Source organism: Dactylosporangium sp. NPDC048998, from assembly GCF_043197855.1.
Taxonomy (GTDB): Bacteria; Actinomycetota; Actinomycetes; order Mycobacteriales; family Micromonosporaceae; genus Dactylosporangium.
The window spans coordinates 1-15,114 of record NZ_JBICTV010000047.1; the positions used below are offsets into that span (position 1 = coordinate 1).

Annotated in this window: 13 protein-coding genes; 7 read left to right on the plus strand and 6 right to left on the minus strand. The window is 71.4% G+C overall.

What is annotated here, in order from left to right; translation table 11 throughout:
- Window positions 1–243, plus strand: a 243-nt coding sequence (locus ACGFI8_RS44050; protein ID WP_392814071.1) for a substrate-binding domain-containing protein, incomplete at its 5' end; no start/stop codon positions are given.
- 83 nt (window positions 244–326) lie between these two features.
- Window positions 327–1,382, plus strand: coding sequence for a methyltransferase (locus tag ACGFI8_RS44055; RefSeq protein ID WP_392814073.1), 1,056 nt, complete (start codon window positions 327–329; stop codon window positions 1,380–1,382).
- Window positions 1,383–1,404: 22 nt separating this feature from the next.
- On the opposite strand, the gene ACGFI8_RS44060 is transcribed toward ACGFI8_RS44055, so the two are convergent.
- Entirely contained in the window at window positions 1,405–2,625 is a 1,221-nt protein-coding gene (locus tag ACGFI8_RS44060) for a ricin-type beta-trefoil lectin domain protein (RefSeq protein ID WP_392814076.1), read from the minus strand.
- A 320-nt stretch (window positions 2,626–2,945) separates the two neighbouring features.
- On the opposite strand from ACGFI8_RS44060, the gene ACGFI8_RS44065 reads away from it, so the two are divergent.
- Together ACGFI8_RS44065 and ACGFI8_RS44070 are read left to right on the plus strand one after the other, a co-directional pair.
- Complete coding sequence (locus ACGFI8_RS44065) at window positions 2,946–4,376, plus strand: glycosyl hydrolase family 18 protein (RefSeq protein ID WP_392814078.1); 1,431 nt, start codon at window positions 2,946–2,948, stop codon at window positions 4,374–4,376.
- Between the two features lie 161 nt (window positions 4,377–4,537).
- A complete protein-coding gene (locus ACGFI8_RS44070) occupies window positions 4,538–5,287 on the plus strand; it encodes a magnesium transporter MgtE N-terminal domain-containing protein (protein WP_392814081.1) in 750 nt (249 codons plus the stop codon).
- Window positions 5,288–5,339: 52 nt separating this feature from the next.
- On the opposite strand, the gene ACGFI8_RS44075 is transcribed toward ACGFI8_RS44070, so the two are convergent.
- Window positions 5,340–6,566, minus strand: coding sequence for a PucR family transcriptional regulator (locus ACGFI8_RS44075; protein ID WP_392814083.1), 1,227 nt, complete (start codon window positions 6,564–6,566; stop codon window positions 5,340–5,342).
- Between the two features lie 372 nt (window positions 6,567–6,938).
- Between ACGFI8_RS44075 and ACGFI8_RS44080 the strand changes: the two genes are divergently transcribed.
- A complete protein-coding gene (locus tag ACGFI8_RS44080) occupies window positions 6,939–7,745 on the plus strand; it encodes a rod shape-determining protein (RefSeq protein WP_392814084.1) in 807 nt (268 codons plus the stop codon).
- A gap of 43 nt (window positions 7,746–7,788) precedes the next feature.
- A complete protein-coding gene (locus ACGFI8_RS44085) occupies window positions 7,789–8,103 on the plus strand; it encodes a TraR/DksA family transcriptional regulator (RefSeq protein ID WP_392814086.1) in 315 nt (104 codons plus the stop codon).
- Between the two features lie 24 nt (window positions 8,104–8,127).
- On the opposite strand, the gene proS is transcribed toward ACGFI8_RS44085, so the two are convergent.
- Both proS and ACGFI8_RS44095 read right to left on the minus strand, forming a co-directional pair.
- Complete coding sequence (gene proS, locus ACGFI8_RS44090; RefSeq protein ID WP_392814088.1) at window positions 8,128–9,537, minus strand: proline--tRNA ligase; 1,410 nt, start codon at window positions 9,535–9,537, stop codon at window positions 8,128–8,130.
- A gap of 41 nt (window positions 9,538–9,578) precedes the next feature.
- Window positions 9,579–10,031 (minus strand): Lrp/AsnC family transcriptional regulator, encoded by a 453-nt coding sequence (locus tag ACGFI8_RS44095; RefSeq protein WP_392814089.1) that lies wholly within the window; start codon window positions 10,029–10,031, stop codon window positions 9,579–9,581.
- A 79-nt stretch (window positions 10,032–10,110) separates the two neighbouring features.
- On the opposite strand from ACGFI8_RS44095, the gene ACGFI8_RS44100 reads away from it, so the two are divergent.
- Window positions 10,111–11,571, plus strand: coding sequence for a pyridoxal phosphate-dependent decarboxylase family protein (locus ACGFI8_RS44100; protein WP_392814091.1), 1,461 nt, complete (start codon window positions 10,111–10,113; stop codon window positions 11,569–11,571).
- Window positions 11,572–11,805: 234 nt separating this feature from the next.
- Here the strand turns inward: ACGFI8_RS44100 and ACGFI8_RS44105 are convergent, their stop codons facing one another.
- Both ACGFI8_RS44105 and ACGFI8_RS44110 read right to left on the minus strand, forming a co-directional pair.
- Entirely contained in the window at window positions 11,806–13,116 is a 1,311-nt protein-coding gene (locus ACGFI8_RS44105) for a nitrate/sulfonate/bicarbonate ABC transporter ATP-binding protein (protein WP_392814093.1), read from the minus strand.
- Between the two features lie 65 nt (window positions 13,117–13,181).
- The gene (locus ACGFI8_RS44110; RefSeq protein ID WP_392814095.1) at window positions 13,182–14,915 is read right to left on the minus strand and encodes an ABC transporter permease; all 1,734 of its coding nucleotides are present in this window, start codon (window positions 14,913–14,915) and stop codon (window positions 13,182–13,184) included.
- Window positions 14,916–15,114 lie beyond the last annotated feature (199 nt).

The window sequence follows — 15,114 nt, forward strand, 5'->3', positions numbered from 1 at the left end:
CCCGACGACGTCGCCCTCGTCGGCTACGACAACTGGGAAGTCTTCGCCACCGAATGCCGCCCACCACTCACCACCGTCGACCTCAACCTCGAACAGCTCGGCGCCACCGCCGTCCAACACCTGTTCGCGGTGCTGGACGGCGAGGACCGCTCCGGCGTCATCCGCCAGCCCGGCCGCCTGGTCGTACGCGAGTCCACCGGCGTGGCCGCGTCCCGCCGGGACAACGCCGGCGCGCTGTCATAGCCGGGAAGCGGACGGGCGATAACGTTCGGGGAGCGACATGATGCGACGGGGCCAGCCAGGCAACGGTTGAGCAAGGAGGCGCCATGGCCGAGGACGCGACCGGGTGGGGCGGGGGGCTGTGGGCGGCTGCCGACCTGGTGACCCCGATGGCCATCCGGGTGGCGGCGACGCTGCGGCTGGCCGACCACATCGCCGCCGGCACGCGGACGACCGAGGCGCTGGCCGCGGCGGTGGGCGCTGACCGGGACGCACTCGGGCGGCTGATGGGCCACCTGGTGACCGCCGGCGTGCTGTCTCGTGCGGGGACCGACGCGTACGGCCTGACGGCCCTGGGTGAGCACCTCTGCGACGATGATCCGGAAGGGGTGCGACCCTGGCTCGATCTGGAGGGTGCCGTCGGGCGCGCCGATCTGTGCTTCGTCGAGCTGTTGCACACCGTTCGCACCGGCGAGCCCGCGTTCCCGCGTCGGTTCGGCCGCTCGTTCTGGGACGACCTGTCGGCCGACGCCGGGCGGGGCGCTTCGTTCGACGCGCTGATGGGAGCCCGGCTCGTGGCGGACGCGCCCGCGGTGGCTGCCGCCTACCCCTGGGGCATCCTTGGTCACGTCGTCGACGTGGGCGGCGGCAACGCGAGCCTGTTGATCGCCATCCTTCGCGCCCATGGGGACCTGCGCGGGACGGTGGTCGACCTGGCCGGACCGGCGGCCCGCGCCGAGCAATCCATCGTCTCCGCCGGCCTGAGCGACCGGGCCGACACCCAGACCGGCAGCTTCTTCGATGCCCTTCCCGCCGGAGCGGGCGGCTACGTGCTCTCGGGCATCCTCCACGACTGGGACGACGAGGATGCCGTACGCATCCTGCAACGGTGCGCCGACGCGGCCTCGGAGACGGGACGGGTGCTCGTCGTGGACCACATCGGCGATGCGCCGAGCGGCACGTCGGACACCGAAGGGGACCTGCGCATGCTCTGCTACGTCCGCGGCCGGGAGCGCACCCTCGACCGGCTGGGCGAGCTGGCCGGGTCAGCCGGTCTGCAGGTCAGCTCGGTCACCCCGGCCGGCTCGCGCTCGATCGTCGAGCTGCGCCCCGCGGGTCTGGTTGTACCGATCATCCCCCGCCCGCATGCGGGCGGGGGATGACGGAGTCACACCCGTGACGCGATCAGACCTTGGTCCATTTCTGGTTCGCGCCGCCGCCGCAGTCCCACAGCTGTAGCTGCGACCCGTTCCCGGTGCCATGGTTGACCACGTCGACGCACTTGTTGGCGCCGGTGTTCACCAGGTCGCCGGCGCCCGAGAGGGTGAACTTCTGGGCGTTGGTCCCGTTGCACGTGTACAGCTGGATCGCCGTGCCGTTCGCGGTTCCGGCCGCGGCCACGTCCATGCACTTGCCGAGCGCGCGGACGGTGCCGTCCGACCCGAACGTCCACTGCTGCGCCCCGGTGCCGTTGCAGTCGTAGACCTGCAGCCGAACCCCGTCCGCCGGGTTGGCGCCGGGAACATCGATGCAGCGGCCGCTTTCGGTGCCGCGGATCGCGTTGGTACCGCCGGGCGGCGGGCTGGACGTCGTGCTGACGTGGACGTAGTCGACGAGCATGCGGTTGACCGACGGCGTGCTGCCGTCGGGGCTGCCGGGGAAGTTCCCGCCGACCGCGAGGTTCAGGATGATGAAGAACGGGTGGTCGTACACCCAGGGGTTGCCGCGGGTGCTGGCCGGGGTGGCGCGGAAGTATTCCGAGCCGTCGATGGTCCAGATGATGAGGTTCGGCGACCAGTCGACCGCGAAGACGTGGTAGGCGTTGCCCAGCGGCTGGCCGATGTTGCGGGTGCCGCCCACCGCGTTGCCGCCGGAGTAGCCCGGGCCGTGGATGGTGCCGTAGACGGTGTTCGCGTCGCGCCCGACGTTCTCCATGATGTCGATCTCGCCGTCGCTGGGCCAGTTGCTGCCGCCGAGCATCCAGAAGGCCGGCCAGAGGCCGTTGCCCTTGGGGACCTGGATCCTGGCCTCGATGTGGCCGTACAGCTGGGTGAACTTGCCGGCGGTCTGGATCCGGCCGGACGTCCACTGGCACGTGCCGTACCAGCAGCTGCGCCCGCCGCTCTCCCGCCGCGCCTCGATCACCAGGTGACCCTGGCCGTCTTGGTAGACGTTGCTGGTGCCGCTGTTGTAGTACTCGAGCTCCTGGTTGCCGAAGCCGCCGCCACCCGTGTCGAAGTTCCACTTCGACGTGTCGACGCCTTGTCCCGACGCGCCGTTGAAGTCCTCGTTCCACACGACCGCGGCCTGCGCGACGCCTTGTGCCGACACGACGACCGCTCCGGTCGCGAACACCGTTGCCATCAGCGCGGCGGAGGCCAACGACTTGAGTCTTCGCACCTGCATACCTCCCATGTGCGGGTCCCTTCTGGGGCGAGGCGCCTGCCCGGACCCTGGGGCGGCAGGGTCCGGGGCGCCAAGGGATCTGTGAGGTTCCTTAACAGATCCATAGGAGGCTATGCTCGACCCTGGCACGCCGTCAATACGGGACTTAAATTAAGCCAGAACCGCAGGTCCCGGCGCATTGACAACTAATAGTTAACTTTCCTATCGTCTCAGCACCTGTCATCGCACCGGCGCACAGGACGACCCCCGGACATGGCTGAGTCGACCACGGGCCCACCAACCCTGCCCGCGCGCCGGTCGACCATCCGAAGGAGCACCCAATGTCCCCCCAGTCGGAGTCCGGGCCCGCCCGTTCCGGACGTCACCGGGCGCGCCGGTCGGCCTTCACGGCCGCGGCCGTCGCGGCGGTCACTGCCGCCGCCGGCGCGGCCGTCGCCCTCGCGGTCCAGCCCGCCGCCAATGCGGCCGTGCTGCCCAACGGCTTCAAGAGCATCGGCTACATGCCGTCGTGGGCCGGCAGCGCCAACTCCATCCAGTACAGCAAGCTGACCCACATCAACTACGCGTTCATCCTGCCCAACAGCGACGGCAGCCTGCAGGGGCTGGACAACCCGTCGAAGCTGCAGTCGATCGTGTCGCAGGGCCACGCCCAGGGCGTCAAGGTGTCGATCTCGATCGGCGGCTGGAACAACGGCAACGACTCGGCGTTCGAGACCCTGGCCGGCAACGCCACCGCGCGGACGGCGTTCGTCAACAACGTCGTCAACTTCGTCAACCAGTACAGCCTCGACGGCGTCGACATCGACTGGGAGTACCCAGACCCGGGCGCCTCCGCCAACAACTACGCGGCGATGATGTCCCAGCTGAGCACCGCGATGCACAGCCGGGGCAAGCTGCTCACCGCGGCCGTGGTCTCCGAGGGCAACACCGCCAACGGCGTCCAGCCGGCCGTCTTCGGCTACGTCGACTGGCTCAACATCATGACGTACGACGGCGGCAGCCCGCACTCGAACTACGACTGGTCCGTCAACGCGGTCAACTTCTGGAAGGGCCGCGGCCTGCCGGCGAGCAAGGCCGTCATCGGCGTGCCCTTCTACTCCCGGCCCGGCTACTACACGTTCGCCGACCTGGTCGCCCGCGACCCGGCCAACGCCAACCGCGACTGCACCACGGTCAACGGCTCCAACGAGTGCTACAACGGCCTGCCGACGGTACGCCGCAAGACCCAGTGGGCCATGGCGAACGGGGGCGGCATCATGTTCTGGGAGATGTCCCAGGACGCCACCGGCGCCAACTCGCTGGTGAACGCGATCTACACCACGGCGACGGGCGGCACTCCCCCGCCGACCACGCAGCCGCCGTCCGGGCGCACGGGTCGCATCACGGGCCTGGCCGGCAAGTGCATCGACGTGGCCGCGGCGTCGACGGCGAACGGCACGGCGATCCAGCTGTACACCTGCAACGGCTCCAACGCGCAGAACTGGACGGTGGCGTCGGACGGCACGCTGCGCGCCCTGGGCAAGTGCATGGACGTCACGTCGGCCGGGACCGCGAACGGCACGAAGATCCAGCTCTGGGACTGCAACGGCACCGGCGCGCAGGTCTGGCAGTACAACAGCGGCAACAGCACGCTGGTCAACCCGGTGTCGAACAAGTGCCTGGACGTCACCGACAACAGCTCGGCCGACGGCGCACGTCTGCAGATCTGGGACTGCTTCGCCGGCGCCAACCAGCGCTGGACCCTCCCGTAACAACGTTCCCGGTGGGGTGTGATTGAGGCGGCGGCCGTCCTACCCGGACGGCCGCCGCTGAACGGCGGAGCAGGAACGCTGCCCGACGGCGGCTGGACGGCTTGCCAAGCCGAGCCGGGCGGGCCATGTGCCGCCGCCGGCGGCGGTGCTATGAACGCCTGATGTTGCCCGGTGGGATGATGCCCGTCACGCAGCTCATCGCGATGATCCGCAGCTCACCGCCCAAGTCGGCGGCCGGCCTCCTCATGGCCATGCCCGCCGAGCGGCTGCCGGTCGTCACCGCCGCGATGCGCCCCGCCGACCTGGTCCGGCTGGTCCCGGCGCTCAAGCCCGAGGCCCGCCGCGGCTTCATCCAGTCCCTCGGCCCGAAGCACCTGTTCGAGGTGATCCGCGGCATGCCGCTGGACGAGGCCGCCGTACTGCTCCCGGTGGTGCCGACCGAGCGGCTCGGCCCGGTCGTCGCCGGGCTCTCCGACGGCGCGCTCGCCGCGCTCCTCGACGGCCTGCCGCCGGACCAGCGGCAGCGAGTCGAGTCGGTCGCCGACCCGCGCCGGGAGCAGCGGGTGCTCGGCCTCGCGTACGGCGACGCGGTGGCCCGGGCGCTGGCCCGCGGCAACGTCCAGGTCGTGTGGCAGGACGACGGCCTGCTCGTGACCAAGGCCCGCTGGCGGATCGCGGTCGCCGCGCGGCACGGCGACGACGGCCGGGTGGCGGTACGCGACGCCGAGGACACCGCCTACAAGCTGCGGGCCGACGGCGCCCTCGCGGTGACCGACGTGCCCGCCACCGACGACGTCCTGCGGTACTGCAAGGAGGCCCGCGCCGACGGCCGGCCGCTCGAGACGGTGACCTGGGTCGACGACCGCCACGACGGGCACCTGATCCGGACGCTGGTCAGCCTGTTCCAGTGACCTGACCTCAGGCTGGGCTGCGGTACGCGTCCTTCAGCCGACCGGCGACCGCCTAGGTGATCGTCGGGAGCGGGTTGGCGGGCCAGTTCAGGGCCGCGGCACCGCGGACCGCGGCCTGCAGGGTGAAGCGGTGGTCCGGGTCGGCCGGGTCGTATCCGGTCAGCGTCCTGATCCGGGCCAGCCGGTAGGTGACCGTCCGTACCGATACTCGCAGCTGTTTCGCGGCCTCGGTCGCGACCTCGCCGGTGGCGAAGTACGCGCGCAGGGTGTCCAGGAGCGGCTCGGCGCCGCCGCGGGCGGCGGTCAGCGGGCCGAGCACGGCGCCGACGAGGTCGACGATGGCCGGCTGGTCGCGCAGCAACACCCGGTGGACCAACAGGTCGTGGGCGTTGACGACCGGGACATCCAGGCGCAGCCGCTTCACCATGGCCAGTGCTTCGCGGGCCTCCTCGTAGGAGCGGGCGATGCCGTAGAGGCCGGGATGGGCGCGCCCGACGGTCACCTGCCAGGGCCTGCCGTACCGTGGCCGGCTCAGTTGGGTGTGCACGAGATGTCCGAGGTCGTGGCGCGGGTCGCCGGCCGCCGGGCCGGCCGGGACGGGCTCGGCGGGGGCGATCACCACCAGCAGGCCGTCTTTCGTGGCGACCAGCACGTCGCGGTCGCCGAGCCGATCGAAGATGACCGCCTCCAGCGCGTTGATCGTCGCCTGCGTGTCGGGCAGCCGCCGGCTCGGGGCGGCGAGGGCGACCCGGTGGCCACGGGCCGGGTCGACGCCGAACGGCTCGGCCCGCTGCACCAGCGCACCGGGATCGGAGTCGCCGCGCAGCAGGTCGTCGACCAGTTCCCGGCGCAGCGCCTCCTCTCGGCGAACGAGATCCCGGCGGGCATGGGCGTAGCCTTCGGCGAGCGTGGCCACCGCCTCGTCGACGGCCTGCAGCACCGCCGCGGCGGAGGCCCGGACCACCTCGCTGTCGTCGGAGCGCACCACGGCGGGCAGGTCCTGCCACAAGCGCCGCGCCGCGGACAGGTACAGCTGCACCGCCCGGCCGGCCGAGACACCCTGCCTCGCGGCGCGACGACCCAGCTCGCCGACCGCGTCCAGGTCGGCCCGGCGAGGCCGGCGGCCGGTGACCGCCGCCTCGGCCAGCAGCTGCAGGTAGTCACCCAGCAGTTCGGCGGGCGCGCCGGCGTCACGGCCGGCGGCCTGCGCCACCGCCTGCAGCCAGCCCTCCGGGCCGACCGCCGCGGCCCGTCGGCGCCGCACCTCACCGCCCGTCACGCTGCACACCTCCAGTTGCTGACCCACCGAGCATTGCCGGTGACCGGCAACCACCATACGACCAGGTTGCCGGTCACCGCCGATGCGGACCGCCGTTCGCCGGACGACCCTGGAGATTCACCCGGCGACGAGACGTGAGAAGGCGGTGACGATGACGACTGGCACGATGCCACTGCGGCACGACACCGTCGCCAAGACGTCGCCGCCGGGTGCCGGCCCCGTGGTGCGCCGTCGGCGCAGCCGGCGGGCGTCCCGGGCATACGTGCGCTGACGCAGCCATTTCCGTCGCAGCCCCTCGGGCGATGCGCCTGGCCTGCGGCACGGCCCCTGTTCCGCCGAACACCCCGCTGTACCCAGCCGAAAGGAGACACCGTGTTCACCGACGTGATCGCCCCGGCCACAACGCCGGCCACAACGCCGAGGCCCGCCGCACACGCCGCGGTGCAGCCGACGGCGGTCGGCGTGGACATCGGCGGCGCCTACACAAGGATCTGGACCTCGGGCCGGCCCCTGATGCACGCGCGCAGCCGCGACCGTGCCGCGGGAGCCCAAGCGGCGGTACGACGCGGGCGGATCGCCGACCCGGCCGCCGCGCGGTCGATGCTGGCCGGGCTCTTCGGAGGGTACGACCGGCCGGTGCCGCCCGGCGCCACCGTGGTCGCCTGCCGCCCCGTCCACACGAACGGGAGCGACGAGCACGCCCTGCGCCAGACGCTCGCCGACGTGCTCGCCCCGGGCCGGCTGCTGTTCATCGACTCGATCCGGGCCGCCGCCATCGGTGCGGGCGCGGCGCCCGGCCCGCTGCTGGTCGTCGACCTGGGCGCCCAGGTCACCGAGGCGGCGGTGCTCGCCGGGGGCGGCGTGGTCGACGCGGCGCGGCACGAGGTGGGGCTCGACGACGTGACCGGACCGGACACCGAGGAGACGGTGGTGGCGGCGGTCGTCGACCTTCTCGGGCGGCTGCGCCGCGAGCGGCAGCACCGGCAGGCCGTCGCGGCCGCGGCACACGGCGGGTTGCTGCTCGTCGGCGGCGGCGCGAACCGGCCACGGCTGGTCGCCAGCATCGCCGCCGCCGTGGACGTGCCGGTCCGCCGGCCCGCGGCACCGCACCTGGTGGCCGTGCGAGGAGCCGGCCTCGCCGCGCTGGCCGCCTTGCGGCGTGCCGTCCTGCGCGGCTGAACGCCCGTTGTCCGCATGCTCAACCAATCCGATGGAGTACCCGATGAGCGTCAACGTCGACCCTGAAATCGATGACCTGCGGCAGCTGCTGGAGGCCCAGCTGCAGCTGCACACCGACGAACTCGCCGCCTTGACGGCCGCCGGCGCCGATCCCGCGGACGCCGGCGAGGATCCGCAGACCGTCACCGAGCGCATCTCCGCCGCCAGCCAAGCCGTCGCCGAGACCACGGCCGCGCTCGCCCGGATCGCCCAGGGCACCTACGGCCGCTGCGAGCGCTGCTCCGATGTCATCCCCGCGGCCCGGCTGGCGATCCGCCCCCGCGCCCGGCGCTGCGTTCCCTGCCAGGCGCGCACCTAGTAGTCGACGACGGGCGGGTGGCGGCTAATACGAGCGCGCCACCACCGCCACGAGGCCCGGCTCGTCCTCGGAGTCGGGGACGGTGCCGTCCGGCCGGACCAGGCAGCGAACGGTCACGCCCGCCGCGTTCGCCCTCGTCTCGCCGTCGGCGCCCATGGCGGACCAGGGCACCCGCGCCCACCCGCCCCCGTTCGCCGCGGCAATCGCGTCGGCGGTCGTCTTCACCTCGACCGTGCCGGCCTCCCGGCGGGCGAGCGCCTCGTCGTACAGCGCCCGCTGGTCCAGCGCGAGCGTCTCCACCACGGTCCCGGCGATCGCGTTGAGACCGATCGACGTCTTGCTGCCGTCGAACCGCCGCACGAGCACCGCGTTGCCCTCGGCAAGATCGCGCGGGCCGACCTCGATCCGCACCGGGAAACCCTTGAGCTCGGCGTCGACCGCCCGCCGCCCGAACGGAGTGTCCACCCGGTCGTCGAGCGCCGCCCGGACGCCCGCGGCCTTGAGCTCGTCGCGGACCCGCGCGGCCGCCTCCGGTACACCTTCGCCGGCCTTGACCACCGCGACGAGCGCCTGCGTCGCCGCGGCCCGCGGCGGAACGCGCAGGCCGGCGTCGTCGCCGTGACACATGATCAGGCCGCCGAGCATGCGTGTCGTACTGCCCCAGGAGGTGGTCCAGGCGTGCTCCTGCCCGCCGGCCGGGCCCGAGAAGACGATGTCGAAGGCCCTCGCGAAGTTCTGGCCCAGCTCGTGGCTGGTGCCCATCTGCAGCGCCTTGCCGTCGCCCATCATGCCCTCCAGCGTGTACGTGCTGGTCGCGCCGGCGAACCGCTCCCGCGCGGTCTTGCGCCCCACCACGACGGGCATGGCCAGGACGTCGCGCATGAAGTCCTCGTAGACCTCGTGCAGGATCAGGCGCGCGTAGCGGCGGGCGTCGTCCTCCGTGGCGTGGGCGGTGTGCCCCTCCTGCCACAGGAACTCGGTCGTGCGCAGCAGCAGTCGCGGCCGCAGCTCCCAGCGCACGACGTTGGCCCACTGGTTGAGCAGCAGCGGCAGGTCGCGGTAGCTGCTGATCCACTTCGCCATGTACTCGCCGATGACCGTCTCGCTGGTCGGCCGCACGACCAGGGGCTCGGGGAGTTGTTTGCCGCCGCCGTGCGTCACCACCGCGAGCTCCGGCGCGAAGCCCTCGACGTGCTGCGCCTCGCGCCGCAGATAGCTCTCGGGGATGAACAGCGGGAAGTAGGCGTTCTCCGCGCCGGCCGCCTTGATCCGGTCGTCCATCTCGGACTGCATGCGCTCCCAGATCGCATACCCTGTCGGTCGGATCACCATGGTGCCGCGCACCGGCCCGTTGTCGGCCACCTGGGCCTTGGCGAGCACGTCCTGATACCAGCGGGGAAAGTCCTCCGAACGCGGAGTGAGCACACGAGCCATGCCCGCCAAGCGTAGTAACGTTCCGTCGCCGCCGCGTGCGATTATTCGCCGAGGCCGGCGGCCTGTTTGACGACCTTCATGGTGAACTGCGAGTTGGTGCGGGCGACGCCGGGCAGATCGGTGAGCCGCTGCGCGTACAGCCGCTCATAGGCCTCGATGTCCGCGACCGCTATCCACAGCAGATAGTCGGGATGGCCAAACATCCTGCGGCACGACGTCACCTCGTCGATGCGCCGCACCTCGGCCTCGAACGCCTCGATAGTGGCCCGGTCCTGGATCGCCATCTCCACGTGCAGCAGCACCTGGAATCCGCGGCCGACGGCGGCCGGATCCACCGCCGCGTGGTAGCCGGTGATGACCCCGCCGGCCTCCAACTGCCGGACCCGGCGCAGGCACGGCGACGGCGACAGCCCCACCCGGTCGGCCAGCTCGATGTTCGTGAGCCGCCCGTCCCGCACCAGGTGCGCAAGAATTGCGCGATCCGTCTTATCCATGGCACATCATGCTAGTCGAGGGGCATTACGGCGCATTCTTTGGCATCGAATGCCCGGTCATCGTGGCTACGCTGAGCACATGCCAGCCACCGAGCAGCCAACCACCCCCACGACGCCGGCCGCGCCGCTGCTCGGCCTCGGCGACGAGGACCGTCGCACCGCGAGCCGGCTCCTCGCCGGCTTCCTCGACCGGTACGAACGGTCCGTCGCGACGGCACCGATCGTGCCGCGGGTCGACCGCGACGCGCTGTCCGAGCTGCTCACGACGCCCTTCCCGGACGAGGGCATCGGCGTCGAGGGGCTCTTCCGGGAGATCGACGAGAAGATCCTGCCCAACTCCACAACGGTCGCCCACCCGAGGTTCCTCGCGTACGTGCAGGGTCCGCCGAACGGCATCGCGCCGTACGCCGAAGCGATCGCCGCCGCCATCAACCAGAACTGCAACTTCTGGCAGCTCTCCCCCGCCGCGAGCGTCGTCGAGCGCGCCGTGGTCTCGTGGCTGGCCGGGCTCTTCGGCTACCCCGCCACCGGCGGTGGCATCCTGACCAGCGGCGGCTCGATCGCCAGCCTCAACGCCCTGACGACCGCGCTGCACGAGCGCAGGCCGGACTTCCGCGAGCGCGGGCTGCAGGCATCCGGCCCGCCGCTGGTCCTCTACACCTCCGCCGAGGCACACCGGTGCATCGACAAGGCCGCCGCCATCCTCGGCCTCGGGCTCGACAACGTCCGGCGCATCCCGACCGACGGCGAGCACCGCATGCGCACCGACGCGCTGGCCGAGGCGATCCGCGCCGACCGCGCGGCGGGCCGGGAGCCGTTCTGTGTCGTCGCCACCGCCGGCACGGTCATGTCCGGGGCCATCGACCCGATCGGCCCCGTCGCCGACCTGTGCGAGCGCGAGGGACTGTGGCTGCACGTCGACGGCGCGTACGGCGGCCTGTTCGTGCTTGCCGACCGCCGCCGCGCGGCCCTCGACGCCTGCTGGCGCGCCGACTCGATCGCGCTGGACCCGCACAAGCTGCTGTTCGCCCCGCTGGAGGCCGGCTGCCTGCTGGTGCGGGACCGCACCAGGCTCGCCCGGGCGTACGCGTTCAAGTCGGCCTACCTCACCGTCGAGGAGGACCCGCTGATGGTCGACTACATGGACTACGGCCCGCAGCTGTCGCGCGGCTTCAAGGCGCTGAAGGTGTGGAGCGCCCTGCAGGCCTTCGGCGTCGGCACGTACCGCGCCGTCGTCGACCACGTCCTGCGGCTCGCCGACCACCTCGGGCAGCGCGTCGAGGCGGACCCCAACCTCGAGCTGATGGCGCCCGTCACGCTGACCGCGGTCTGCTTCCGGATGAAGGGGGCGACCGAGGCCGAGCACACCGCCGCCCTCGCCACGCTTGCCGACGAGGGCACCGCGCTGCTCGGCCCGGCCCTGCTCGACGGCCGCCACGGGCTGCGGGCCTGCATCACGAACTACCGCACCGGGCACGCCGACATCGACCTAGTCGCCGACCGCGTCGGCGAGCTGGCGCGGCAGCTGCGACGCGGCTGAGCGGGCCGACCTCAATGCGGGTCGGCTCGCCTCTCGTGTGCGCCCCGGTAGGGCTTGTGGTGGCGTCTCTGGGCATGCCTCATGCGCTTGGCGTTCTCCCGGGCCAGGCGCGAGGCGACGAACAGTGACGCCACGACGCAAGCGAGCAAGAGCGCGGCGAGAACGAGGATGCCGGTGAGTGCCACCTCAGTCACCTCCCCGCCATTTTAACTCCCGCGCGCGGCGGAGTCCTGACTACAGGACTGGCCGCCGGGCGGGGTCGAGTTCGTATTCCTCGTCGATGGCGTTGTAGGAGTACAGCTCCGCGTAGCGGCCCCAGTCGGTGGCGACGTCGAGCTGTTGTGCGACCTGTTCGCTGGTGTAGTGGTGAGCGAGCAGGTCGCGGAAAAACCCGACCCGCAGGGTTCCGTCGTCGGTTCGTTGCAGGCTCGTGAGCATGGTGCGCACGAGGGGAATCTCGCTGGCGGTGGCGGCGAAGATCTCTTTGCTGGTCTGCACGTCGGCGCCGGCGAACTCGGTCCCGACGTCGGTGAGCGCGACGCCGTAGGCGTCGACGGTGGCGAAGCCGAGCAGGTCCAGGGCGTCGACGAGTGGGAACAGGTCGTCGACGTCCAGGCCGAGTTCGTCGGCCAGATCGGCCAGGTCGACCGGCTTGTCATGCTTGGCCAGGATCTCGGCCAGGCCGGACAGCCCGTCGACGCTGGCCGGTGGCAGGGGTGTGTTGGCGGGGGTGCGCCGCGTCGCGGGCGCGGTCGGCGTGAGCTCGCGCTCGCGTCCGGTCATGGTGGCGTAGATGGTGGAGACGAGATCGTCGAACTCCTTGCCGTCGCGGGCGCGCGGGCGGGCCAGGTCCACGCGGTATTCGGCCTTGATGACGCCGGGCCGGGAGCCGAGGACGATCACCCGGTCGGCCAGCATGACGGCCTCTTCGATGTTGTGGGTCACCACGACGACGGCCTTGGTGGGGAACTGGCCGGATGACCACAGTTCGAGCAGTTCGCCGCGCAGGTTCTCGGCGGTCAGCACGTCGAGGGCGGAGAACGGCTCGTCCATGAGCAGGACGTCCGGTTCGACGACCAGGGCCCGGGCGAAGCCGACGCGCTGGCGCATGCCGCCGGACAGTTCCTTGGGGTAGGCGGATTCGAAGCCGTCCAGGCCGATGAGGTCGATGGCCTTCAAGGCGGCCTGGGCCCGTTGGGCCTCGGGCATGCCGCGTGCCTCCAGGCCGAGTTCGACGTTCTGCTGCACGGTGAGCCAGGGCAGCAGCGCGAAGGTCTGAAACACCATGGCCGTGCCGGGGTTGGAGCCCGTCAGGATCGCGCCCTTGTAGCTGACCGTGCCCGCGCTGGGCGGAATGAGGCCGGCCAGGCAGCGCAGCAGCGTGGACTTGCCCGAGCCGGACCGGCCGAGCAGTCCCACGATCTCGCCTTCGCGGATCTGCAGATCGATGCCGGCGAGCACCGGCAGTTCCCCGTCGGCCCCGGCGTAGGACTTGGTCAGCCGGTCGGTGGCCAGCAGCACCTCGTTCGTCTTCTGCATCGTCATGTGAGTTACGTCCTTCAAGTTCTGCGGCTTCAAGTCTGGGATGGGCTGGGATGGGTCGGCGCGGTCTAGGCCATCGAGTAGCGGGCTTCGGCCAGCCGGTACAGCGGGCGCCAGAACAGCCGGTTCAGCCCGACCACGTACAGCGACATCACGGCGATGCCGGCGATGAGCTGGGGGTAGTTGCCGGCTTCGGTGGCCTTCGCGATGTAGGCGCCGAGGCCGTGCGCGGTCAGCGTGGTGCCGCCGAAGCCGACGATCTCCGCCACGATGCTGGCGTTCCAGGCACCGCCGGAAGCGGTGATGCCGCCGGTGACGTAGTACGGGAAGATCGCCGGGATGATAAACCGCCGCCACCGGTGCCAGCCGTGTACGCCCAGGTTGTCCATGGCCTCACGCAGGTCGGTGGGGATGGCCATGGCCCCCGCGATCGAGTTGAACAGGATGTACCACTGCGCACCCAGGCCCATCAGCAGGATGCCGCCGACGTCGATGGACAGGCCGGTCCGGACGAACAGCCACGTGGCGAGGGGGAACAGGAAGTTGGCCGGGAACGAGGCGAGGATCTGCACGACGGGCTGAGCGATGCGGGCCAGCCGGGGGCTCGACCCGATGCGGACGCCGATCGGCACCCAGACGACCGTGGCGACCGCCACGAGCACGATCACCCGGGCGAAGGTGAGCATGCCGAGCAGGAAGGGCTCCAGGAAGACGCCGAGTCCGGCGGTGGTGTGCAGGTAGTGCAGCAGGCTGTACAGCCCCCAGCCGATCAACGCGATCGTCGCGGCGGCGAAGCCGATGTCGCCGGCGCGGCGGCGGGTGCCGTTGACCTGCAGCGGCCGGTCGTCGGTGCCGAAGACGCGCCCGGCCCGCGCGAACCAGCCGGTGATCGTACGCCTGGCCGGGGCGAGGACCTGGGGCCAGTGCGAGCGGCGCAGGAAGTTCAGTACCAGGGAACGCTGGACCTCGGTGGCCTCGGACTGCTCCTGCTTGAACTTCTCCGCCCAGGCGGTCATCGGCCGCCAGAAGAAGAAGTTGACGCCGATCACCATGATGGCCATGGCGAGGATGGCCAGGAACACGTAGGCCAGGTTGCCCCGCACGATCGCGGCGCCCGCGTAGGCGCCCACGCCCGGCAGGGTGTACTCGGAGTTGGCCACGGTGACCGCCTCGGAGGCGACCAGGAAGAACCAGCCGCCGCCGAACGACATCATGCCGTTCCAGATCAGGCCGATGGCGCCGTTGGGGACCTCGATCTTCCAGAAGCGCATCCACCGGGTCAGGCGCAGGCTGCGCGACAGCTCGTCGAGCTCCCGCGGGAGCGTGATCAGCGAGTGGTAGAAGCTGAACGTCATGTTCCACGCCTGCGAGGTGAAGATCGCGAAGATGGAGGCGAGCTCCAGGCCGATGAACGAGTGCGGGAACAGGGCGATGAACGCGCCGATCGCGACGGTGAGGAAGGCCAGCACCGGCACCGACTGCAGAATGTCCAGCGCGGGGATGAGGATCTTCTCCAGCCGCCGGGACCGGGCCGCCGCATACGCGTAGACGAAGGTGAAGACGGTCGAGGCGCCGAGCGCGACGAACATGCGCAGCAGGCTTCGCCCGGCGTAGTACGGCAGCCGGGCCGGGTTGGTGTCGAGCGCGACGTGCTCGGGGGTGAACGACACCGTGGTGCCCTCGGCGATCCGGAACACCACGTAGAACATCACCAGCACCGCGGCGGCGACGACCCAGTCGACCCAGCCGAACTGGGTACGCAGCCACGGCTGCGTCGACGCCACGCGCGGTGAGCGCTTCATGGACAGCATGAACAGCCCCTATGGGGAGGATCCAAACACCGGGAACCGCCCGGAGGCGGCGAAATCGGGCGGCAGGGCCCGGCCAGCACGCAACGTGACGAGATGACTCTGCGACGTCGGGTGCGGTCACGTCAGGTCGAGGGCATCCCCGGCAGTGCGCCGCAGGTCAGCGGGCGCTTCGCGGCCGGGGACGACGACT

Bases quoted from the DNA above. Each gene is read 5' to 3' on its own strand.
- ACGFI8_RS44055 (WP_392814073.1), top strand. From the start codon at position 327: ATGGCCGAGGACGCGACCGGGTGGGGCGGGGGGCTGTGGGCGGCTGCC.
- ACGFI8_RS44060 (WP_392814076.1), bottom strand. From the start codon at position 2,625: ATGCAGGTGCGAAGACTCAAGTCGTTGGCCTCCGCCGCGCTGATGGCA.
- ACGFI8_RS44065 (WP_392814078.1), top strand. From the start codon at position 2,946: ATGTCCCCCCAGTCGGAGTCCGGGCCCGCCCGTTCCGGACGTCACCGG.
- ACGFI8_RS44070 (WP_392814081.1), top strand. From the start codon at position 4,538: ATGTTGCCCGGTGGGATGATGCCCGTCACGCAGCTCATCGCGATGATC.
- ACGFI8_RS44085 (WP_392814086.1), top strand. From the start codon at position 7,789: ATGAGCGTCAACGTCGACCCTGAAATCGATGACCTGCGGCAGCTGCTG.
- proS (WP_392814088.1), bottom strand. From the start codon at position 9,537: ATGGCTCGTGTGCTCACTCCGCGTTCGGAGGACTTTCCCCGCTGGTAT.
- ACGFI8_RS44095 (WP_392814089.1), bottom strand. From the start codon at position 10,031: ATGGATAAGACGGATCGCGCAATTCTTGCGCACCTGGTGCGGGACGGG.
- ACGFI8_RS44100 (WP_392814091.1), top strand. From the start codon at position 10,111: ATGCCAGCCACCGAGCAGCCAACCACCCCCACGACGCCGGCCGCGCCG.
- ACGFI8_RS44105 (WP_392814093.1), bottom strand. From the start codon at position 13,116: ATGACGATGCAGAAGACGAACGAGGTGCTGCTGGCCACCGACCGGCTG.
- ACGFI8_RS44110 (WP_392814095.1), bottom strand. From the start codon at position 14,915: ATGAAGCGCTCACCGCGCGTGGCGTCGACGCAGCCGTGGCTGCGTACC.